The sequence below is a fragment of the Vibrio sp. 1874 genome, from assembly GCF_033344395.1.
GTDB lineage: Bacteria > Pseudomonadota > Gammaproteobacteria > Enterobacterales > Vibrionaceae > Vibrio > Vibrio alginolyticus.
Genome location: NZ_JAWPOR010000002.1, coordinates 467660 through 489061, shown reverse-complemented (window position 1 = coordinate 489061; position 21402 = coordinate 467660). Strand labels below are relative to the sequence as shown.

At 41.9% G+C, this 21402-nt stretch carries 20 protein-coding genes and 1 pseudogene; 3 read left to right on the top strand and 18 right to left on the bottom strand.

What is annotated here, in order from left to right; translation table 11 throughout:
- Positions 1 to 48: 48 nt before the first annotated feature.
- Complete coding sequence (locus R8N46_RS06125) at positions 49 to 1377, bottom strand: 6-phospho-alpha-glucosidase (RefSeq protein ID WP_005373308.1); 1329 nt, start codon at positions 1375 to 1377, stop codon at positions 49 to 51.
- Between the two features lie 180 nt (positions 1378 to 1557).
- On the opposite strand from R8N46_RS06125, the gene R8N46_RS06120 reads away from it, so the two are divergent.
- Positions 1558 to 2265 carry a GntR family transcriptional regulator gene (locus R8N46_RS06120; RefSeq protein ID WP_005373312.1) on the top strand — a complete coding sequence of 236 codons (708 nt, stop codon included), beginning with the start codon at positions 1558 to 1560 and terminating at the stop codon, positions 2263 to 2265.
- Between the two features lie 19 nt (positions 2266 to 2284).
- On the opposite strand, the gene mnhG is transcribed toward R8N46_RS06120, so the two are convergent.
- The 9 genes from mnhG to R8N46_RS06075 form a co-directional block, all read right to left on the bottom strand.
- Positions 2285 to 2578 (bottom strand): monovalent cation/H(+) antiporter subunit G, encoded by a 294-nt coding sequence (gene mnhG, locus R8N46_RS06115; RefSeq protein WP_005373314.1) that lies wholly within the window; start codon positions 2576 to 2578, stop codon positions 2285 to 2287.
- On the bottom strand, positions 2578 to 2856 hold the full coding sequence (locus R8N46_RS06110) for a cation:proton antiporter (protein WP_005373317.1): 279 nt from the start codon (positions 2854 to 2856) through the stop codon (positions 2578 to 2580). Before R8N46_RS06110 ends, mnhG begins: the two co-directional genes overlap by 1 nt.
- On the bottom strand, positions 2849 to 3325 hold the full coding sequence (locus R8N46_RS06105; RefSeq protein WP_005373320.1) for a Na+/H+ antiporter subunit E: 477 nt from the start codon (positions 3323 to 3325) through the stop codon (positions 2849 to 2851). Before R8N46_RS06105 ends, R8N46_RS06110 begins: the two co-directional genes overlap by 8 nt.
- Complete coding sequence (locus R8N46_RS06100) at positions 3322 to 4818, bottom strand: Na+/H+ antiporter subunit D (RefSeq protein ID WP_085569114.1); 1497 nt, start codon at positions 4816 to 4818, stop codon at positions 3322 to 3324. Before R8N46_RS06100 ends, R8N46_RS06105 begins: the two co-directional genes overlap by 4 nt.
- Positions 4815 to 5168: a Na+/H+ antiporter subunit C gene (locus tag R8N46_RS06095; RefSeq protein ID WP_169572761.1), complete on the bottom strand. Its 354-nt coding sequence runs from the start codon at positions 5166 to 5168 to the stop codon at positions 4815 to 4817. Before R8N46_RS06095 ends, R8N46_RS06100 begins: the two co-directional genes overlap by 4 nt.
- The gene (gene mbhE, locus R8N46_RS06090) at positions 5168 to 7837 is read right to left on the bottom strand and encodes a hydrogen gas-evolving membrane-bound hydrogenase subunit E (protein WP_213907001.1); all 2670 of its coding nucleotides are present in this window, start codon (positions 7835 to 7837) and stop codon (positions 5168 to 5170) included. The genes R8N46_RS06095 and mbhE overlap by 1 nt, the downstream gene beginning before the upstream one ends.
- A gap of 164 nt (positions 7838 to 8001) precedes the next feature.
- Positions 8002 to 8193, bottom strand: a complete 192-nt coding sequence (locus R8N46_RS06085) for a hypothetical protein (protein ID WP_005373328.1) — start codon at positions 8191 to 8193, stop codon at positions 8002 to 8004.
- Between the two features lie 109 nt (positions 8194 to 8302).
- Complete coding sequence (locus R8N46_RS06080) at positions 8303 to 9238, bottom strand: universal stress protein (protein WP_005373330.1); 936 nt, start codon at positions 9236 to 9238, stop codon at positions 8303 to 8305.
- Between the two features lie 393 nt (positions 9239 to 9631).
- Positions 9632 to 10351: an SDR family oxidoreductase gene (locus R8N46_RS06075; RefSeq protein ID WP_053307575.1), complete on the bottom strand. Its 720-nt coding sequence runs from the start codon at positions 10349 to 10351 to the stop codon at positions 9632 to 9634.
- A gap of 135 nt (positions 10352 to 10486) precedes the next feature.
- Here R8N46_RS06075 and R8N46_RS06070 point away from each other — a divergent pair, with 135 nt between their 5' ends.
- Positions 10487 to 11395 carry a LysR family transcriptional regulator gene (locus R8N46_RS06070; RefSeq protein WP_213972216.1) on the top strand — a complete coding sequence of 303 codons (909 nt, stop codon included), beginning with the start codon at positions 10487 to 10489 and terminating at the stop codon, positions 11393 to 11395.
- Between the two features lie 90 nt (positions 11396 to 11485).
- On the opposite strand, the gene R8N46_RS06065 is transcribed toward R8N46_RS06070, so the two are convergent.
- On the bottom strand, positions 11486 to 12259 hold the full coding sequence (locus R8N46_RS06065) for an AraC family transcriptional regulator (protein ID WP_064376645.1): 774 nt from the start codon (positions 12257 to 12259) through the stop codon (positions 11486 to 11488).
- A gap of 99 nt (positions 12260 to 12358) precedes the next feature.
- On the opposite strand from R8N46_RS06065, the gene R8N46_RS06060 reads away from it, so the two are divergent.
- Complete coding sequence (locus R8N46_RS06060) at positions 12359 to 13495, top strand: multidrug effflux MFS transporter (RefSeq protein WP_318098320.1); 1137 nt, start codon at positions 12359 to 12361, stop codon at positions 13493 to 13495.
- Between the two features lie 114 nt (positions 13496 to 13609).
- Here R8N46_RS06060 and R8N46_RS06055 read toward each other — a convergent pair whose 3' ends face one another.
- From R8N46_RS06055 to tssK, 7 genes and pseudogenes are all read right to left on the bottom strand, one after another.
- Positions 13610 to 14020, bottom strand: a complete 411-nt coding sequence (locus R8N46_RS06055; protein ID WP_005373341.1) for a hypothetical protein — start codon at positions 14018 to 14020, stop codon at positions 13610 to 13612.
- A 203-nt stretch (positions 14021 to 14223) separates the two neighbouring features.
- A complete protein-coding gene (locus R8N46_RS06050) occupies positions 14224 to 14727 on the bottom strand; it encodes a hypothetical protein (RefSeq protein WP_005373343.1) in 504 nt (167 codons plus the stop codon).
- A gap of 31 nt (positions 14728 to 14758) precedes the next feature.
- Positions 14759 to 15517 (bottom strand): hypothetical protein, encoded by a 759-nt coding sequence (locus R8N46_RS06045; RefSeq protein WP_005373345.1) that lies wholly within the window; start codon positions 15515 to 15517, stop codon positions 14759 to 14761.
- Positions 15510 to 17666, bottom strand: a complete 2157-nt coding sequence (locus R8N46_RS06040; RefSeq protein ID WP_213972217.1) for a hypothetical protein — start codon at positions 17664 to 17666, stop codon at positions 15510 to 15512. Before R8N46_RS06040 ends, R8N46_RS06045 begins: the two co-directional genes overlap by 8 nt.
- Before the next feature lie 902 nt (positions 17667 to 18568).
- A pseudogene (locus R8N46_RS25740) lies at positions 18569 to 19136 on the bottom strand (DUF4150 domain-containing protein); the annotation flags it as partial.
- Between the two features lie 147 nt (positions 19137 to 19283).
- Positions 19284 to 20075 carry a type IVB secretion system protein IcmH/DotU gene (gene icmH, locus R8N46_RS06030; RefSeq protein ID WP_005373354.1) on the bottom strand — a complete coding sequence of 264 codons (792 nt, stop codon included), beginning with the start codon at positions 20073 to 20075 and terminating at the stop codon, positions 19284 to 19286.
- Positions 20072 to 21397 (bottom strand): type VI secretion system baseplate subunit TssK, encoded by a 1326-nt coding sequence (gene tssK, locus R8N46_RS06025; protein WP_005373357.1) that lies wholly within the window; start codon positions 21395 to 21397, stop codon positions 20072 to 20074. The genes icmH and tssK overlap by 4 nt, the downstream gene beginning before the upstream one ends.
- Positions 21398 to 21402: the final 5 nt, after the last annotated feature.

Below are 21402 nucleotides of genomic sequence, written 5' to 3'. Positions count from 1 at the left end.
TCTTGTTTCATTCACGGAGCCTACAAGTAGGCCCCGAACGTCCAGTTGTTATTGAAAAAATTGAGGAAGGTAGGCTTTATTTTCTTCTAGTAATTGTTTTGTTATTTCTTTAGCTTTTGGCACATTAACCACGGTACGGTTAAGTGTGAGTGCATTAATCAGCTTTTGCTGACTTCCTTCGTACCAAGCATCCACAACTAATTTCTCGTAACCAAGTTGGCTCTCAATCATGGCTTTTTGGAAGGTTGGGATTTTTCCTACAGTAAAAGCTTTCGGTCCATCACTAGTTAGCGCAGCTGGAACTTCTACCATGGCGTCATTTTGTAAATTTGTAATAGCACCATTATTCGGTACGATGACGAGATACACATCGCTCAAGTTGTAGGCAAGCGAAGCCGCAACTCTCACCATGTATCGACCATGGATATCGGCATGCAGTGTTTCGTGCTTCGTGGTGCCCGCTTCAATTATTCTTGCGTTCAATTCGAACACTCGTTTCTCACGGCCGTTAATTACCTGCCTTGCGCGGGTATTGTTGATATCCTCTTTCGCCACCATTTTTTCAGGGTACAAATAGTACTGAAGATACGTATTCGGCAAAAACTCTGGATTATCAGCAAGCATTGTTCTCATGTTTTTGAATGTGGCTTGCCACGATGGGTCATCCGCTATTTCCGCATCAACCGCACTGATCCCTTCTTTTAGGATGATATTTTTAATTTTGTCCGTTAAGTCTTCACCCTGTTTGTTACGAATTTTGGTAAACCAGCCATAGTGATTAAGCCCAAAATATTCAGGAACGAAGTCCCAAATTTCACATCCTAACAATTGCGCATAGCTGACCATAATCGCTGCTGGCATATCACAGATATTTAGAATTCGCTTATCATGCGGAAATTCACGATTTAAAGCTTCAGCGACAATTGCCGCCGGGTTGGTGTAATTAAGAATCCACGCATCTGGACACGTTTGTCGGATCTCGTTCACTAGCTGGATCATGTCGCCGATAGAGCGAAGTCCATATGCCATTCCTCCCGCGCCACATGTCTCTTGCCCAACACAAGAGTTGGATAGCGGGATTTGTTCATCGCGCTCGCGCATGGCCAACCCACCAGTGCGGATCTGGATAAAGAAAAAGTCCGAATCTGCGAATGCGACAGATTTATCCGTTGTATAAACAAACTCTTCAACTTCTGGATAGTGTTCTCGCAATAGAATTTCAGTAGCTAATGCATTCGATTCTTGGCGTTTCTCATCTATGTCGTAAAACACGACTTTTGCGAGTGGAAAGTTATCTTTTTCGGCAATAAGGCTGTTCATCATACCAAGTGTGTATGTACTGCCAGCACCAACAATCGTTAATTTTTGACGTTTCATTTCGCTACCTCAAATGTTTATCCTGAAAATGTATAAAATAAGTATTAATACTTTTATGATACATTTAAAGTGTAAGCACAAAGATACGAGATAAAAATCACACAAAGATCCTAAGGAAAAGTATTAACTACATCTCAGATCACATTCTTGCTATCATGATCCAAGACTTAGCGAGGTATTATGAAACCCAAATACATAGACATTGCGGAACGATTAGAAAAAAAGATCAAAGATGGGGAACTACAACCTAAATCGATGCTTCCAAAAGAGAGTGATTTGCAAGAAGAGTTTTCCGTAAGCCGCGTAACCATCAGAAAAAGCTTACAAATTCTGGTCGACAATAATTTAATTAGTCGGACAAGAGGTAGTGGAACTTATGTAAACGATCTAAAAGCCCAACATGATGCCTTACATTTGCTAGGTTTTATCGAGGAAGTCAGTAAACAGGGGAAAACGCCTAGCTCTCAAGTCATAAAGTTCGAACTTAAAAAACCGAATGAACAGGTTGCTAAGCAGTTAAATCTCTCGCCCAATGATGATACATATGAAATACATAGACTCAGATGTATTAATGATGAGCCTGAAATTTACGAAGTCACTCATATGCCAGCAGTGTTATTTCCAGACTTGAGCATAGCCATAATGAATGGTTCTAAATATGAGTACATTGAAAATAGCAAAGGATTGAAAATTGCGAAAAGCAGTCAGTCTGTCAAACCGTATTTGTTAGATGCAGAGACGGCCTCATACCTGAATGAATCAGAAGCTTCCCCTATTCTAAAAGTTGAGTCCACTGGTTACCTAGAAGATGGTCGTGCATTTGAATATACCGTCAATTACTTCCGACTTCATCAATACAGCTTCGAGTTTATTTCAACTAGGACGTAGTACTATTCGACGCTAATGGTTAATCATTGCGCCAAATCTTATATCCGACCTCTCGCATTGCTCTGCCGAGCAGGTGGGAGGCGACTGGCGCAGTGAGAACGATAAACAACATCGTACCGATAACCCGAGAGATCACGGTAACTTCAGGGAGTGAGAAAGCGACCGCTAATAACAAGCAGCTCACTCCGACAGTTCCAGCTTTGGTCGCTGCATGCATTCGGGTATACAAATCAGGAAGCCTCAGGACACCTAGACTTGCAACCAAGGTCAACAATGTTCCTAAGCATAAAAATAGTCCAATCAACACGTCCATTATTCTTTCTCCTTTCTTTTAACGATCAAACGTGCAAATGCGATCGTGCCGAGAAATGCGACCAAACCTAATGTAATGGCGATGTCTAACAGAGCGTCCTCACCGCTGTCTAAGGTGTAAACCGTAATAAATCCGATAGTGATAAATGAAATCAGATCTAACGCCACAACTCGATCAGCTAGCGTTGGTCCTAGAATTAAACGAGCAAAAGCCATAACAAAGCTGAGTAGTAGCCCAGAATAGGCAAAAGTGACCGTTATTTGCAGCCAACTATCCACGCGTCACCTCCAAAATTCGATGCTCTAACCCATCTTTAATTCCGCGAATAACCTCTTCATGTTCAGGTGCAAACATGGCATGAACGATAAGATACTTTTTATCAGCCGTAACATCCAAACTAAGCGTACCCGGTGTTAAAGAAACCATGTTCGCCAGTAATGTGATTTCTAGGTCAGAATCGACCTCCAGAGGGACATAAACGATATCAGGCTGACTCAAATGAGTAGGTGTCACGACGTCCCACACCACTTTCGCAACCGATATAACCATTTCATAAGCGAAGTACACCAATAACTTCAATGCAGATGCAAAACGTTGAAAATAGCTCGTTTTCAATCCAAATGGTTGACTCAACCTTAAAGCAAAAAAGCCGACCGTAAATCCGACAACAAAATTCAGACTCGAATAGCTGCCATTAAGCATCATCCACGCTAACGCTAAGAAAAAATTGAGGAATAGATAGATCATGTATTTCCTCCTAACACCACTCTGATGTATTCAGTCGGATTTAACAGTTGTTCTGCAGCTTGAACGGAAAATTGATAAAAAGGCTCCGCCACTAAGCCAATGATTAGCGTCAACGTTGTCAATACAATAATTGGAACGCAGTACAACCAATGTACTTTGGCCTGCAGAGTCTGTTCTGGCTTCTCTCTAAATGGCTTTTTCCAAAATGCCTCACTCCAAATTTTCGTCATCGAGTAGACGGTAAGCAACCCCACCAATAACGCGGTACCTGCTAACCAGTAATATTCAGCCTGTATGCTCGACTTGATGACCAATAGCTTTCCCCAGAAACCCGATAGCGGTGGAAAACCGGCCAGAGAAAACGCAGGGACAAGAAACAAGAACGCTAACCAAGGCATAGCTTTGTATACCCCACCCAAATGTTCAAGTTGACTAGAGCCATATTTGCGCTCGATGAATCCACCTATTAAGAACAAATTCGCTTTTACAATGATGTGATGAACAATGTAGAAAATGGCACCGGCTAAAGCTAAGGGAGTGTAAATAGCCAACCCCATGATCATATAGCCTATTTGGCTAATAATATGAAAAGAAAGAATTTTCTTAATGTCGAATTGGCTAGCCGCTCCTAAAACGCCCGTTAACATGGTTAGCCCTGCGACCCAAATTAACGTCGGTTGCCAACCACTCTCGGCGAGCGGAAATACCAAGGTAAAGACTCTTATCAACGCGTATACACCGACTTTAGTAAGCAACGCGGCAAACAGTGCCACCACACCGCTTGGTAACGTGTGATAAGAAGCTGGCAACCAAGCAAATAAAGGAAAGAGTGCCGCTTTAATAGAAAAGGCAAACAAAAATAGCGCGGACAGCATCATGTTGATGCTCAATTCATTTTCCCCTACTTTGGTGTAGAGATCGGCCAAGTTCAAGGTGCCCGTTGCGCCATACAACAAGCCGATAGCAAGCAAAAATACCAGCGTCGAAATCAGGTTCAACATCACGTACTTTACTGCACCATCAACTTGAGTTTTCGTTGCATCTAACACCATTAAACCAAATGATGAAATGAGCATGACCTCAAACCAAACATACAGATTAAAAATATCTCCAGTCAGGAAAGCGCCATAAACGCCAGCAAGCAACATGTGCATTAACGCATGGTAATTGCTATAGGAGGGCTTTCGGTGAAGGTCCGCCATCGCGTAGAAAACACATATCGCACCAATCACCGCCGTGATCATCACCATAGCAACGCTGAGGTAATCTGCGACAAACACGATACCAAATGGCGCACTCCACTGACCAAAAGCAACGGCTTGAATACCATTATTTATGATGTTTTCTGTGAGAAAGCCCGCAACGAAAAGGTTCGAAATCGCACTTACACCGCTCAACCACTCAACACTTTTTGTTGAGCGACGGACGAAGAAGATAATCAACGCCGTACTCAGCGAGAGAACTACCGGTAACGTAAGCAAAATCGAACTCATTGACCCTCCTCAGAACGTTGCATTTCATCGACGTTTGCAGTTCCAGTGTCTTTATAAGCTCGATAGAACAGCATTAAAGCAAAAATAAGTAGTCCAAAACCGATGACTATCGCAGTTAAGATAAGCGCTTGAGGTAAAGGATTTGCCGCGCTATCTGGTGGTAAAAGAGCATTATCGCCAATCAATGGCGGCTCTCCGGGCGTCAGCCTCCCAGCGGTAAAAATAGCAAGGTTAACCGCACTACTGAGTAACATGATGCCGAACAAAAGGCGCAAGATATGCTTTTCAAGCATTAAATAAACACCTGTTGCGACAAATACTCCAACGACAACACTCCAGACTATTTCCATCACTCTAGCTCCTCATTAATACGAAGCAGCATACCCATCACGCCACCTATAACGGCAAGGTAAACACCAACATCAAAAACCAATGGCGTCCCTAGGGGTATAACATCCTTCCACCACAGTCCGGTCAAAAACGGTTTATCAAACGCAAAGCTCAAAGCACCAGAAACTAAGCTCAATGCGATGCCAGATAACGCAATGAGAAACGGTTTGAAATACAACCTAGAACGAACGTATTTCGGTGATTCCGCGAACATGAGAAGTGATAAACCAATAACGGCAATCAACGCACCAATAAAGCCACCACCCGGTTCATTATGACCACGTAACAACAGATACACTGAAAATACGAGCATGAGTGCCGAAACAATGTGTGCCGTGGTTGCAAAAATTAATGATTGGATACGATTTTGCTTTTTCGCTCTTGTCTTAAGCAAACTCACTGCCGCAATCCCAGCAATAACAACGACGACAACTTCTCCCAATGTATCAAATGCGCGAAAGTCGACCAGAATAACGTTAACAATGTTTCGCCCATGTCCACCCGGGACACTGTTTTCTGCAAAGAAATCTGACACCGAAGAGTCCATCGGCTGAGACGTGATTCCTAACAAAAGTAAAGTAACCGAAACACCTATCACACCTGCTATGCAAATATTCGCTACTTTACGTTTTATTGAATGCTTGGGCACGGTGGCTAGACGCGGCATATGACGCATTAACAATGCAAGAAAGACCACCATTAATGTTTCCACTAACAGTAAAGTCTTCGCAACGTCCGGGGCGCTATAAATCATAAAAACAAGCGTGGTCATGAAGCCAATCATACCAAGCGCAGAAATCGCAAGAAGTCTTGCGTGGGACAACGTACATACGAGCGCAGCACCAATCAACAATAAGGCAATACCAATCTCATAGAAAGTGACACTTGAAAGTTCGCCAACCAAAGGCAGAGGAATAAGCGCTACCTGACTCAGTAACGCAACGGCAAGTACCGTGAAAAATAATAGGACATAGCGACTCAATTTCTTTTGCTGTAACCGCGCCGTTTGCCACTTCGCCACTGTCATCATGCCATCTAATAGTCGTTCAAAAATATTCTCCGCTTTGGGGACGAATAGATGTAACCGCTGAAAAAATGCAGACACAGCTGGATAAACACGGTACACCACATACCCCAACGCTAGCGTAATAACGCTTAACACTAACGGTACATTCACGCCATGCCATAGTGATGTCTCTTTAAGAGCTGCTGTGGGCAGAATGTCAGCAGAGCCCGGAAAAATAATATTGCGATCTAACCAATTTAAACCGAATAACGGGACCAGGAGACTGCCAAGTGCCAAGAGCAAAGGCGAGATCCACATGGCTTTTTTTGTCTCAACTGGTTTAGTTTCAATCGGCACGAGATCACGGCGAGCAAAGAATGGTCTCGCAATAAGCATAATGGTTAGCGCGACCATCAGTATATTCACGATTAATAGTACAAAGGCGATCCAGTTATTGAGCTCTACTGCGGACTTGTACATGTATTCTTTGCTCAAAAAGCCTAACAACGGCGGGAACCCCGCTTTAGACAATGCAGCCAAACTCCCCGCAACCATGCTGATGACGAGAACTGACTTCAGACCGTACAATTGATCAATATCTCGTGTTCCTGTCGCTTTGTCGATATTACCCACCACCATAAACAGCGCAGCTTTATAGAAAGAGTGAGCGAGAATAAACATCAATACTGCACTAACAGCCAAATCTGTGCCCATACCTAGTAATAATGTTAATTTACCCAAAGCAACATTCGTGCTGTAGGCTAGCATCAGCTTCAAGTCAGTTTGTTTTAATGCGACAAATGTGCACCAAATGGCCGTGATACTCCCAGTGATGACTAAAGCATAAAACCAGATCTCGCTGTGGGCATAAACTGGCGATAAACGTGCTAATAGGTAAATGCCTGCCTTTACCATTGTTGCCGAGTGTAAATACGCACTGACCGGAGTGGGAGCTGCCATCGCGTTAGGTAGCCAAAAATGAAACGGGAATTGCGCAGATTTAGTAAATGCACCGAGTAGTATGAGCACTAGAGATGGGATAAACCATTCATGCTGCGCAATAGTGTCTGCCTGCTCGATAATGGTATTTAGCTCATAACTCCCAGCCATTGCTCCCAGCAAGATAAGACCAGCTAGCAACGCTAGTCCACCAGCACCGGTAACAATCAGCGACTGCAAGGCGTTTTTCCGAGACGTTTTATTTTCGTGATTAAACCCGATCAGTAAGTAAGAAGTGATGGTGGTGAGTTCCCAGAAAACAAATAACAACAGAATGTTATCGCTCATCACAATCCCTAGCATGGCAAGCATGAATAGGGTTAGATACAAATGAAAGGAAAACCGGCTATCACTTTCTCGTAAATAAGCCAAAGCGTAGATTTGAATCAGTGCGCCAATCCCACTGATCAGTCCCGCAAAAAGAAATGAAAGACCATCTAATCTAAAGCTAAGGTTGATATCGAGGCTTGGTATCCATTCCGCATTCCAGCTCACGCCTACAGGAGTATAGATATAGAAGAGAAAAGAGAAGATTAAAACTGGCAGCGCAGGGAAAATCAGTAAGACCAACTGATTATCTAGGTTTTTCGGCAGGTTTTCTTTACCCGTTATGTTATTCAACATCGCAGCCCATTCGTTATTATAAGAAGATACGCCCTATCCGGCGTAAATGACAAACTCCACTGTATTGTTTTAGCCCAAGCGCTTCAAAAACGATCATGAAACCAAGGGAAAAGTAGCAAACAGTAATCACTGAGTGCTACTTAGAGGAACGCCGATACAAACCGCTATTTGCTGTCTGCTACGGCATAAGAACGTAGGTCACTACTTACGTGTTCTTGGCTGAATGTATATGGATTATCGTCATCAGCTAACTCGAATGCATCGTAGGTGCAGTCACCGATATCATTTCTCGGACAAACATAAACATTCGAACGTTCTATCATTTCTGTGTGGCATTTCGGGCATAGGTTTTTCATGTCACTCTCCTCTGATAACTTATTGATACATTGATAATTCCATGTTCTAGAGATCCATCTCCCTCCTTTACCTAAAACATCACTTAAACCCAACTTTGTTACACCCCAATTACTGAATCGGTGAGACAAAACCATCGGGCTTAAGAGCGACCAAACTACAGTTAATCGATTGCAAAATATTTTCAGCCGTATTACCAATGACATAGCCAGATATACCAGTTCTCGCTAAGGTTCCCATTACCAGCACGTCTACCTCAATACTCTCTACGTAATCTGGAATCTTTTCGTCGGGTTTTCCATGCAGGTGGTGAATCACAATTTCACCTGTAATCCCAGACTCCTCCAACAGCTGTTGCAGAGCTTGTTTATGATCGGCTTTTGCTTTGTCGAGTTCATGTTTCAACTCAGCATCATCGACTTGAATCCAAGCGTTACCATTAAGGTAGTTTTCTAAGTAATACTCCCAGCAAGAAATCACGTGTAAACGACTATCGCAGGTGTCGGCTATCGAACGCGATAATTCGAGTAAACGCACGGCTAATGAGTGCTGTTCATCGCTTGCCGTTAATGGGTCGATAGCCACAGCAACACGGCGTTTATCTCTTGGCTTATCAATTGGTCGGTGCAACCAAAGCGGACAAGGGCATTTTCGTAACAGAGTCATATCAATAGCTTTGAAACCCTCAGCACCTTCACCGAGCGGTTCAGCTTCTTTGATGATGAGATCTTTGTTATCAGCTAATGCTTCTTGAATAATACAGACAGCGGGCTTTTCACTGCTTTTCACAGTAAGAGGAAATGCGAGATCCTCTTCAGAGAGTCCCAGCTTCTGTCTGTATTCGTGAATACTTTGTTTGAGGGAGTCTTGCAGCGATTGCTCATAACTTTGCTGATACTGGATCATGTCTGTTGGGAAATCAGGACACGCTATTAGCCCTGAGACAGGCACTTTGTTGCTAGATGCAATCCTCATCGCTTGTTCGAGGGCGTCACTATGGCCTGGCAATCCTTGTGTTGCAAAAAGTATGTTTGCGAATCGTTTCATACACACCTCCTTGTTTGGTTAAATATTAACCACCCACAAAGTATAATACCTAACGGATAATTGTAACGGCTTGTGACGTTGATGAAATCAATTCTCATTAAGAGACGGATATTGCTTCATTTTGTTTTACGTCACACTCTCCTTTCTTCACAACTATCGCCTTCGACCTAAATAAATTCCGCTACCTAAAGTTGAGACCAAATAAAAACCCAAATTACTCAAAGTTTTTTCTCACCTTGAGTAACTTGGGTATAAGCAATAACACACTTAGTGTCCGGATTTAAATGGATGACCTAAATTTTCACGCAACTTAGTTTAAAGATGCCATCTCAATCACGAATCGATATGCAAAGTTTTACGGCTTTAGTGACCTAAAATCGCCGTAACTCGATGTTAAGGTTGTTGTTTTGTCGGTGCCAAAGCAATTTCACGAACACATACACCTTGCGGTTGCTGATAAGCAAACAGCACTGCTCGTGCAATGTCGTCTGCTGCCAACACGCCGCCCATATCCACCTTCCAGGCGTCATAACCATCTTTAATATCTTGAGACGTTGTATGTGAAAGTAATTCCGTTTCCACTGCACCAGGTGCAATCGTGGTAACGCGAACATTTGATGACGCAACTTCTTCACGTACGTTTTCAGAAATAGCATGAACCGCAAATTTGGTACCGCAATAAGCAGCATGATCAGGGAATGTTTTCTTGCCCGCAATAGAGCTGATGTTAATGATCGTACCACTGTTACGTGCTTTCATCGGTGCTAGGACGGACTGCATGCCATTGAGCAAGCCAATTACGTTCACATCAAACATGCGCTTCCACTCCGATGCTTCCTGAGTATCTATCTGACCGAGAAGCATAACGCCTGCGTTATTTACAAGTGCATCTACCGGACCATACAACGCTTCAGCTTTCTCTATTGCAGCCTCGAAAGAAGCTTTGTCGGTCACATCTACCTTTTCACAAAGCGTATTTGGTAAGTTTAATGCTTCCAAACGTTCTACACGTCTTGCTAACAAAAGAAGAGCATGGCCCTGGTCACTGAAGTGACGTGCAATCGCTTCACCAATGCCTGAACTAGCGCCTGTAATAACAATTAACTTTTTCATTTTGAATCCTTAATCGAACGGTTTACATCAGTGGCGGTAAGTTTAAGAAAACTTTGTTTGTTGATATATACCGACCTAGTTGAAACACTGTTGTTATACTGCAACAATACTTTTTTGAATTATGAAGAAGTCATCATGCAAACACACATCAACCTTGCGGATATTCGCTCTTTCGTCCTAATCGCTCAACTAGGAAACTTCACGAAAGCAGCAGAGCAACTTGGCGTTTCTCGCTCACACGTTTCACGTCAAATAACAAATCTGGAACAACAGATTGGTGTCACTTTGCTACAAAGGACCACTCGAACACTGAACCTCACCGAAGCAGGCAAGGTTCTGTATAAACAGTGTGAAACTGCCCTTCACAATATTGATCAAGCTGTTATGGCAGTGGTTGATGATGTAGAAGACTTAAGAGGTGACATTCGTATCAACTGTGTCGGGGGCTATTTAGGAGAAGACGTTGTCGCAGATATCGTTGCTCAATTTCTAATCCAACACCCACAAGTGAGCATTAACTTAGATTTTAGTAGCCATCGTGTCGATTTAATCGCGGATGAATTCGATATCGCTTTTCGAATGGGAAAGTTAGACGACTCCAACTTTATCGCTCGCAAACTGATCGATGTGAAAATGGGGACATACGCAAGCCCAAACTATTTAGAAACATATGGCTATCCTTCGCATCCAAAGGACTTAGAAAAACACGTTTGTTTGACAGGTAGTGTGACACGGTGGGCATTTGAGAACACGAATACAAAGCAGTCAACGGAACACCAGATACGTGGACAGTTACGATGTAAGAGTGGCAGAGTAATGATAAAAGCAGCCTTGGCGGGAAATGGCATCATCCGTGTGCCAGCACTTTATTGCCAACAAGAACTCCAGACAGGCAAGCTAAAAGAAGTGTTTACCAATTGGAGCATTCCGAGTGTGGAATTTTCACTCCTTTATCATCACGACCGACATCAACCAAAACGCATCCGAGCCTTTGTTGATTTTACTACGCAATACTTTCGCAAACTGCAGAGTAAAGACAAGTAACCTGCACGTTGGTACCTGTCTATGTATGCTTTATAGGCTGAGCCTGTGAACCTGGGGTTTGTTCTAGAAAGAGTGTGAGCATTTTGACGCTTAAGGCTTGGTTTTCATAAACGTCAGAGGTGTTTGTCCAGTTTGCTTTTTGAAAAATGCAATAAAAGCACTGTCTGACGAAAACTCCAGCCAATCGGCAACTGCGCTGACTGGCATGCCCGTTGATAACAATTCAACTGCTTTTAAAAGCCTCCACTGTTGCCGCCAATCTTGATAGTTCATTCCCGTTTCCGACTTAAATAATCGTGTTACCGTCTTGGTGCTTGCCCCAACTTTGCTTGCAAGAGTAGTAAGCGAAGGAGCTAGAAATGAAGGTTCAACCAACTCTCGACGAAACGTTGTTAAGCGCCGATGCGATGGCAAAGGCAACTGAAACGAATAACGTTTCGCAGCATAAAACTCCTCCCAAAAAAGCGCCGTCGTATTTACCATCTCGCTGCTAGGCTTATCCCACTCCCAAAATGACATTTTATCAATAAGAGCTTGGAGTAAATTATTCACTTCTATCATCGTGATCTTACTCGGACAGGCAAACTCCTCACAATCAAAATACAAAGATCGATACGCCACCACATTCGTCATTAGTGCGCGATGCGGCGTATTAGGTGGGATCCAAACCGCCTTTGTCGGTGGCAAAATACAAATCGAGTCTTCCAGAGCAAAACTCATACAACCTTGAGGTGCGTACAATAACTGCCCTTTTTTGTGCTGATGCATACCTGAGTCGTGCTTGCCAATATCCGCAGCAATTCCCACTACACAATTAGAAATTTTGTCTGCATCAAATTGTGTTTTTTCGTTAATAAGCGCCATTTTGTCCGAATGTTGATGTATTTGGTTTTTATGTTGTTATTAGATCAATCATAGCCTCATTTATACTGCCCGCCAACTTCATTAACGATGGGTAACAATATGAATACTAAGCCCTCTTTATGGCTCATGCTGGTTATGTTGATGTTTCCGCAAATTGTAGAAACCATCTATAGCCCAGCGTTGAGCTCAATCGCTCTATCATTTGATGTAAACCACGCACAAGCAGCCCAAACATTGTCGATTTACTTCCTAGCTTTTGCCATTGGCGTTGTAGTTTGGGGAGTTCTCGCAGATAAACTGGGAAGAAGGCCCACCATGCTTATTGGGCTCTTTATCTATGGCTGCGCATCTTTACTCGCAACTCAAACCGAAAGCTTTGCTGTTGTCATGGCCGCGCGAGCCCTAAGCACATTTGGTATCGCGGTAGGATCCGTTGTCACACAGACCATGCTTCGTGACGCGTTTGACGGTCAAGAACTGAGTAAAGTCTTTAGCTTAATGGGGATGGGTATATCAATCAGCCCGGTAGTTGGCATGCTATTAGGCGGGCAGCTTACAGCGCTTGGTGGATACCGTTATGTGTTTTTTGCCTTGTTTTTAATCGCGTTAGTATTGCTCGCTTATAACGTTATTAAGCTTCCTGAAACACAGAAGGAACAGACACCAGTACGGTTGCATCAACTTAGCTGGAAAATGGTAAGAGACGCGCGAATTTGGCGCTCAGGATTATTGGTTGCTTTGTATAACATTGCTCTATTTTCTTATTACCAGCTTGGCGCATTTACTTTCTCAGCACTTGGGTATAACTCCGAACAATTTGGATACAGTGGCATGGTACTGGGGTTAGGCACTCTGCTTGGGAGTTATTTAAACAAATCCCTAGTGTCTAAAAATGTTCGAAAAAGCCAACTACTTTGGCTCTCAGCAGTATTGCTTAGTTTGGGATCAGTCGGTGTGTTGATTCTGAGCCAATCAATCTGGTTTGTTGCTCCAATGGTGTTAGTCGTCATGTCTTATGGGATTGCGATACCCAATATACTCAGTGACGCACTCGTTGATTATAAACAACAGGTAGGTAGCGCAGGCGCTTTATTTGGGCTCATGTACTACATCATGATCGGGACGGGATTAGCGATGGCTGGAACAGCACAAAACTTAGGTGTCGTTCTATTAGCATGTAGCTGTTTAGCGATTTTATTAGCGTTTTCTAAAAGGCAAGTTCATACCAACTTGTGACCAGATACTACGCATTGCTTGCCTAATCTTCCGAAGATTGGTCTACATCTTTTCTAACGGTTAACTAAAACGTAAATAAAAAGCGCCTGTCGGCGCTTTAATTATCCATAGATCTTATTGCCATGTTGGCTCGCCAAACTCTTCACAACGTTGCTTGTCGTAATTTTCAATGCGCCCGCGTTTACCTACAAACTGAACCTGAACAACCATTCCAGCTTCAACATATTCACTGAAATAATCGCAAGAAACACGAAAACTAGTATCGCGTATAACAATTGGTACCCATTCATAGCCGCCGCTGCGTGGTAAGTAAGACTTGAAGGTAATGACCCCGTCATCTGAAACGTTGATTTCTTCATCATATTCATTCAACTTATAAAAACGTTGTCCATCAAACTCTGTCTTTGCTTTTTCAATTATTTCCTTCGTTGCTGTCGATTGCATCGGCGTATTTGAGACCAGTTGACACCCAACAACAGATGTCAATACGGACAAAGCCAAAGCGAGTTTAGTTATTTTATTCATTTACCTAACCACTGTTGAATTATTCAACACTTACCATTTTAAAAGGAGGGAGACCATACTTTATTTTAAAGAAAATAAAAAGCGCCTTTCGGCGCTTTTTATCTGAACATTTCTTATCCAAACGTCTCGAGTAGATTTTCTAGAAAAGCTAACTTTTTATTACAATGAATTTTATTTAGGCTCTCACCGGAATCTATTGCTATTTAACCCCAAGCTTCAAACTCATTAGGCTTTACGTGTTTTATTTTTAATCTAACGTTGGGATCCAGAGCTGTTTCAGTTCCCAATTCACAGTAGTACTCAACAGCATTTTCATCTTCAATCATGTCAACGAAGCTAGCAACGACACTCAACCGTCCACCACCTCTAGTCAATGAAAAGTACGCATTCTTGTTTTCATTTACTTCAAATTTCAAAGGAATGAATTCAGGTTCTTCAAGAGAAATATCTATCCATTTATAGTTATCTAAACTCTTCCCCTTTCGTGGGGCATAAACTGTTTTCAACCCATTTTCGTCAACAACGAAGTACATCGAATTCTCAGCTTGATTAAAGCAAGCTTTCAAACTGCCACCTTTATTTTCTAAATCACACGTAAATATGACAGAATTTTGGTTGCAGCTTGCACTTACAAAATTTGAAAACGACACAATAAATGAAAACCCGACCATCACAATTGATTTATAAATTTCATTGAATTTAAGCATTTCAACTACATTAAAAATAAAAACAATATATTCACTTTATATTAAAATAGTCTTCATCAGGGAATTTTTCGTTGGTTTTGTTAGTACTATACTTTCCATTATATGGATTAATCGTCAGTTCTTCACCATTATTATCAAACTTAAACTGCCTTCCATCAAACTCTCCCTTTATCCTTAAACTTACTCTACCTTCAATAATCTCAACATATTCATATCTTGATGAAAAACTATTCCAGCAAACATCTCGCCTATGTTCGTCATAATTAGCAGAAAAAACTATTGTAGAAGAACAATAATTCTCTTCTCCATTTCTATTCCAATACAAAATCCTATCTTTAGGTATGTTCATATTAAAATTATCTCTCTGGAAAATGTAAGACAACACGCCAGTATAATTATTATTAGCGTTTTTTATTATTTTACCATTATCTCTGTCCAATAATGTATGATCGATAATATCAAAACCATAATCGTAAATGTCATAACTAAGGTTCAAACTACCAATCTCTTTTGGAACTTCTTTTTTTTCTGTGTCAAAAATAAAGTATGCTTCGCTATTTATATTACCATTAGTCAAGTCAACCAAATAAAGCTCTTCATTCAATTTAATTAAATCGCTTGTGCCACATGAGTCAAAAAAGCTAAAATCATATGAAGTTCCATTTGCTTTTAGAGAATATTGACAAAAAGGCCCCTCAGCCTCTGTGAATTTTTGTTCTTGCGTAATACTGCTTTCCGCAAAAGAATATGTTGATAAAAAGATTAAACTAAATGTAATCATTTTATTCATTTATCATTAACTCCAGCTTGTGATGTACACTCTTACTTCTTTTATAGTAATTTTTATTGATCATTGAACTATCCTTAAGATAAAACTTACTAAAGTCATAGTTATCGGATATTGAATTACAATTAATCAACTTTGAAAGTTTTAATAAGTTATTTTTTCTCTCTAACAAATGATTGTAACCACCATTTACTGAGATCGTTACACGAAATAGATCATTCTTGGTAGCGAATGGACGAATATCTCCCCAAGCACTACCTTTTACCCAAAACCACCCTGAAGAATCTACTGCCGTGTGTAAATCTTTAGCAACGCTTTCTACCATTTCTTTTGTAAGATCTTTAGTATTCACACCAAAGTATTTAGCATAGTTTTCTATATGTGTTATCTGTAATAAACCACGTCCATGATAGAATGCACCACCTCTGTACTTATTCCATTTCTCTGGATATTTCCCGTTATAATAGTACTCTTCCGTCGTTTTGAAAAAATCACTTTCTTGAAATGCTTGAGACAGAAAGTGGATTTTATTCAAACAATCATCGATTTCATACGTCCTAAACATGTCATTCAAGCTATTTAATAACTCTTCTAAAGAAACATTTCTCATACTGTCATAATGAGAGTTCTCAAAAATAGTTTCTTTTCCACCTAAGACTTCAAGTAAAAAACTCTTGGAAATATCACGATTACAGAAACATTTACTTTGGGTGTGATTTCCTACAAAAGGCCAATAATGCCAAAGGCTCTTATCATCGCTTCGTTGCAAATCACCTTGTAAATCTTGCATCCATGAGAACTTATCTGCTCTTTCCAGTTCGAATTGCGAGAAAAGATCAAAGCTATCCATCACTTGATCGCGCCATGGGGAGTTACGGTAGTCCTCTATAGTCACAAAACCAGCGGAGCACTTAATATCTAGAGCTTCCTTCGCAGTCTGATGGATTGATTCATAAAGACTTTGTGACGACGCTGTATGCCAATCTGTAGGATGTTTCACAATAAATCGCTCAAAGTGTTTACGCTTACCGTCTAAGTATACTTTGGCATCGCGAGCAGTGAACGAGGAGAAGTCCGTTACTTGATCTTCTGTCACAGATTCAAGTAATTGCTGAATAAACGAATTACTCATATCAACGGCACCGCTACTATCGGCCCCATCGAGAACAACGAGTGGATTTTTTTCCGCATTTTTGGGAGAAATCTGTTTTTTGAAAAATTCGGGCGGCTCCTCATAAGAGAACATCTCGATATGCACACGATTATCGTCTTTCTTAGTTCCTATTGCATCGTTGCTATATTCGTGCAGTCCCATGTAGCCGATATCTTCCCCAGCTGAAACCTTTATCCCCTCTCTAAATAGGAGTGGGAGTAAAGAAACCACACTACCGTCCCTAATCATTGCCGCCTTGTCCGACATCCATTTAGGTTCTAAAACTGGTTCTGATAGGACAGCAGAGGAATCTTCTAAAATGTCAAAGTCACTATTGAGACCCGAAGCAAACCAAACAATCTTGTTTAACAGTGCTTTTTCGCTACCACTTGCCGATTCACTATTCTCTACCACACGGCACTTTATCATTTTGTAGGTATTTTTGTCGATCTGGTATGGATGGGTCTCCTTCTCTTCTGCGTACAGGTATTCAAGTAATGTTCCTTTAGACATCGACTGTTTTTTTTCACCAGAATTAGTAGGCACATCACTATGTTTGAAAGTGCGTACATTTCTCGCTTCTTGTAAACGGTAACGCGTGGTTATAGATGAATTGGCGCCAATATCTGAAGGTGGCGCAAGGTGCATATAAAGTGTATAGAACTTAAATACATCTTCACTATCTTCGGGGTTTACAGCCTCATGCTCGATAAGCACAAAGTTATTACTATACTTAAACTCTTGCTCTTGGTACGTTGAGGTTAGGTAATCAGGATTTATGCGAAATGCCACTATTTTTCCATCAAGCATCGCTTGAATAGGTCTGAGCCCTTTCCCCCACGGTAACATTTTTGATGTTAAGTGAACGCCACTATGCCAACCGTACCCTTGTCCTATTAAATAACGACCGCTCTTAGCTTGATCAAACAATTTCGTAAAATCACTGAGCGTGTAGTAAGCGTCACCTTCTCGTTGCGCTATCGGAAAAACTGCATCCATGATTTAAATGTCCTAGTCAGAAAAGTTATCGTCAAAAGTGACAAATGATGGGCGGTTCAAGTTGTTTGACTTCGTGTACACCACCGCATTAACCCTACCTAAATTAGTAGCAAAGCTAGATTGGCTCGCTATGTTAACGGTACTCCCAAGGGCCATTGCCGATATAGAAATTAGGGTGTCATTTTTGGTTTCAAAAATTTGGCTAATGACGTCAGGAAGTGCTTGTTTGAAGTGGTTAAGTGCTTTTTTATAACCGTTTATACCCTCTTCAACAGAACTCAACGATCTTGCAGAAGCTTGGCTTTGTATGAAATCTAAACGACCGATGATTTCACTGTTTAGCTCATCGATGTATGAACAGATTTGATTGTTTATCAACGTCCATAAAACAAACTGCAAATACTTCACAGTATTCCCAGTCCCTAAAAAGCGAAGCTTCGCTAATAATTCATAGGGAGGCTCAAACACATCAGCTTGATATAAGACTCTCAATATATCGCCATTTTCGTGCACTTGCTCCAAGAGCAGTTCAACTAAAGGTTCATATTTCTCTAGCGCAGTAGTATCAGTTTGGATGTGATAAAGTGCCGAAACATAAGCATCAGAAAAATCTTTAGAGTGATTTTGACTAATCGCATAAGGAGACGATATACGGCTTTGCTCTAACACAATATCTTTAAAGTCATCATCACTGAAGGATGGGGACATCAATATCCCCCAGTCATTAGCAACCCCAACACGATCTTCCCAAAATGGCGAGCGGCGACCTGCGACAAACGTACAAAAATCATTCGGATCAGGGTAAGTTTCCGTCACAATATTTTCAGCTAAAGATTGGTTCGGGGTGTAAGAGTCTTGAGTTTCGCTGAGCACTAACCTGCATTCTTTTAGAGCGAGACCATTAACAGATGCTTTTCCGCTAGAATCCAGCACTCCACTCCCAATGACAGCACCTGAAGGCTCGACTAAAGAAAATTGTGCATTAGAGTAAGGGAGCCCATTTGGATATTTGCATTCTATATCCAGCGTATACGTCCCTTCCTGCTCTTCAGTCACAGAAACCGATGGGTTTTGTGCGCCACCCAAACACATAGTGTTGGCTTTGTTCATGGTCATTTGATCGGACAGACGACATACGCCCTTACCTTCAAATTTAACCGTTGGTGAGGCTGAAATGAATTTTGCTTCGGCTTCTATCGTGCCTGAGGCAACGCCTTTTCTATCACCGCCCGCATCGCCGGTACTTTTTGAGAACGTACTGCCCTTGATAGCGACACTGTTACCGCCATCCATAGAGACTGTCGTAGTCCCACCAGCAAGGTCTGCTGATTTAGCATTGTTGCCATAAGGGATAGGGACGACTGGTTTGCCGACCTTAGTTAAACAAACATCTGGGAGCGTTGCATTCGCTTCACCACCTGAGCCTTTATGAACTATCGAAAGTCCATTCGCACCAACTGTTACGCCCATAACCAATCCATTTGAATTTTATTGATTGAATGATAAAAGAGATCGCAAACTGCAATCTCTCTAAATAACTAGTGAATTTCACTAAAAGACCAGTGATATTCACAATAAGCCCTAAAACTGGCAGAAGATCTCATTTTAGATCTCTGGTTATCTATACATTTCAAGCAGTTGCTGAAATTTTAAGTCTATGACGATGTAGGTTGCCGCATACATAAGCGCAAACGTCATCGCACTAAGACTTAAGATCAGCTTGGGTGAAATTACCCTTTTTAACGGCTTCTTTAGATATTTAGCTTTAAGGTTGATTAAAGAAACTTTTTCTTGTTCTGCTAGGCGGTCATCTCGCACTAATCGATAAATGGTGCTGCCAATTTCCGCTAACTTTTCGTTACCACGCTCTTCACGGCCGTACTTGCCTTGGAAACCAAGTTGAAGCAATAAATAGAGAAACTCTATAACGTGACGGTATTTGCGAGGGTCGGCTTTTAAGCGGTCGAGAATAACGAAAAACTTGTCACCACCAGATGTTTCGTTATGGAATTCAGACAGTAAGCTGTTCTGGCTCCAGTGACTATTTGCTCCCCATTCTTGCCGACAAACAGATTCATCAATCGCCGCACACAAGCAGTAACGAATAACAAGAACCGAAGCACGATCGAGCTCCATTTCATTAAGTTTTCGTTCACCTTTTCGAATCTCACGTGCCACTTGTTCACGAAATGGCATCGGGTCATCAAGCCAAGGGATCGAAGACATACAAGACAGACTGGCGATCAACCATGAGAACTGGTCCACTAGCGGGTTAATACCCATGTTATCGATAGATAGATCTTGTACTGCTATGTTTCTCGACAAGTCAGGCGCTGGCATTACCTCCATTGGTTTGCCAGGCTCTGGTTGGAATAAGACTACGGTGACGTCGGTTTCTGCGTAACTCATAGACGAACGGCCCAAAGTTGCAATGATAAGTTAGCGAAATCGCCCGCAACGTGAATCGCAATCGCAGCAGTGTTCTTCAATGCCATCCACTCTTCGCCCGTTTTATCGAGCTCGAAATAGGTGTAGCCAGCGTGATACGGCAGCGCGCGTGGCACAACTGGCATTGGTTTGATCTCAATCCCAGGCAGTTGAAGGTTAATCAAGTCACGTATGTTATCGATAGAACCGATCTTCGTTTGGCTGACAAACTGGGTATGCAGGACATCCAAGGTCACGTCAGCTTTAACTGCGAGGATAAAGGTCGTCGTATCGATGATCTTATTGTCAGGGATTGCTGCCGTTCTGATGCCATAGTTCTGATCTTTTAAGGTCAGTGGAATTGCTCTTTGCTCAGACATCACGCTCAATGTCATTTTCGCACTGTCTAGGACGCGAGAAAGACAGCTAGTAAGATCACCATGATTGTACTTCGTAAACTCAATAGGTCGGCGTGTCGTTGAGCACAGCGTCGAAAGCTCACCTTCTGCCTGAAGAAGAATTCGATACAAAGACTCAGGATGCACAGCTTCTGTGCTGGCGAAATGCCAAAACAAGGGTTCGTATCGGTTGAGCGCTTGCAATAGCATAAAGTCAGAAACCGATGATACACCTTGTTGATCCACCACCCCTAATCGCTGAACTATCGATTCCGCGCGATGCTTCAACATAGAAGCAAACTCGGTCGCAAATTTACTCAGTACTGTCGACGCATGAATATCGATACAGGTAGGAATGAAACTATCATCTAAGATCACGCTGCCATCAGGCTTCACTTCTGAGATCTTTAAGATCGGAATAGACGTGTAAGCACTCTTATCTTCATGATCGTACATTAAGCAAAAGTTAAGCTTACCGACGACGATATTTGCCATGTCTTCCGAATCATAACAAGCGTCAACCGCTTCTTGAGATTCCATCGTATAGCGCGCACCGTCTTTTTTGGTACCAAACAACTCAGAACGTTCCGATGGTAACGGACAGCACAAATAAACGACTTTATCGGCAATAGAAGGATCTACATCTTTCACTTCAGGCAGCTCGGCAAGCAACGGAAGCTCAAATGGTGTCCGGTCTTGTAAAATACCTTCAGCACGAGTAATACCGATTTTACCCAGTGCTAGTAACTGAGAGTTGATTTCTAAACGTTTAATTCCCCAATGCAAAGGCGATGCATTGGCACTCAGTAGGCTCGATAGTTTACTTTGCGAACGATCGAGTTGTTGAAAATGCTGCGGCTTCATGAACATTCCATCTTGCCAAACAACTGGATTGTATAAAGACATGTTTC

Bases quoted from the DNA above. Each gene is read 5' to 3' on its own strand.
- R8N46_RS06050 (WP_005373343.1), bottom strand. From the start codon at position 14,727: ATGCTTAAATTCAATGAAATTTATAAATCAATTGTGATGGTCGGGTTT.
- R8N46_RS06095 (WP_169572761.1), bottom strand. From the start codon at position 5,168: ATGGAAATAGTCTGGAGTGTTGTCGTTGGAGTATTTGTCGCAACAGGT.
- mnhG (WP_005373314.1), bottom strand. From the start codon at position 2,578: ATGGACGTGTTGATTGGACTATTTTTATGCTTAGGAACATTGTTGACC.
- R8N46_RS06125 (WP_005373308.1), bottom strand. From the start codon at position 1,377: ATGAAACGTCAAAAATTAACGATTGTTGGTGCTGGCAGTACATACACA.
- mbhE (WP_213907001.1), bottom strand. From the start codon at position 7,837: ATGTTGAATAACATAACGGGTAAAGAAAACCTGCCGAAAAACCTAGAT.
- R8N46_RS06065 (WP_064376645.1), bottom strand. From the start codon at position 12,259: ATGGCGCTTATTAACGAAAAAACACAATTTGATGCAGACAAAATTTCT.
- R8N46_RS06045 (WP_005373345.1), bottom strand. From the start codon at position 15,517: ATGAATAAAATGATTACATTTAGTTTAATCTTTTTATCAACATATTCT.
- R8N46_RS06105 (WP_005373320.1), bottom strand. From the start codon at position 3,325: ATGATCTATCTATTCCTCAATTTTTTCTTAGCGTTAGCGTGGATGATG.
- R8N46_RS06070 (WP_213972216.1), top strand. From the start codon at position 10,487: ATGCAAACACACATCAACCTTGCGGATATTCGCTCTTTCGTCCTAATC.
- icmH (WP_005373354.1), bottom strand. From the start codon at position 20,075: ATGAGTTACGCAGAAACCGACGTCACCGTAGTCTTATTCCAACCAGAG.
- R8N46_RS06100 (WP_085569114.1), bottom strand. From the start codon at position 4,818: ATGAGTTCGATTTTGCTTACGTTACCGGTAGTTCTCTCGCTGAGTACG.
- R8N46_RS06085 (WP_005373328.1), bottom strand. From the start codon at position 8,193: ATGAAAAACCTATGCCCGAAATGCCACACAGAAATGATAGAACGTTCG.
- R8N46_RS06075 (WP_053307575.1), bottom strand. From the start codon at position 10,351: ATGAAAAAGTTAATTGTTATTACAGGCGCTAGTTCAGGCATTGGTGAA.
- tssK (WP_005373357.1), bottom strand. From the start codon at position 21,397: ATGTCTTTATACAATCCAGTTGTTTGGCAAGATGGAATGTTCATGAAG.
- R8N46_RS06080 (WP_005373330.1), bottom strand. From the start codon at position 9,238: ATGAAACGATTCGCAAACATACTTTTTGCAACACAAGGATTGCCAGGC.
- R8N46_RS06120 (WP_005373312.1), top strand. From the start codon at position 1,558: ATGAAACCCAAATACATAGACATTGCGGAACGATTAGAAAAAAAGATC.
- R8N46_RS06040 (WP_213972217.1), bottom strand. From the start codon at position 17,666: ATGGATGCAGTTTTTCCGATAGCGCAACGAGAAGGTGACGCTTACTAC.
- R8N46_RS06060 (WP_318098320.1), top strand. From the start codon at position 12,359: ATGAATACTAAGCCCTCTTTATGGCTCATGCTGGTTATGTTGATGTTT.
- R8N46_RS06055 (WP_005373341.1), bottom strand. From the start codon at position 14,020: ATGAATAAAATAACTAAACTCGCTTTGGCTTTGTCCGTATTGACATCT.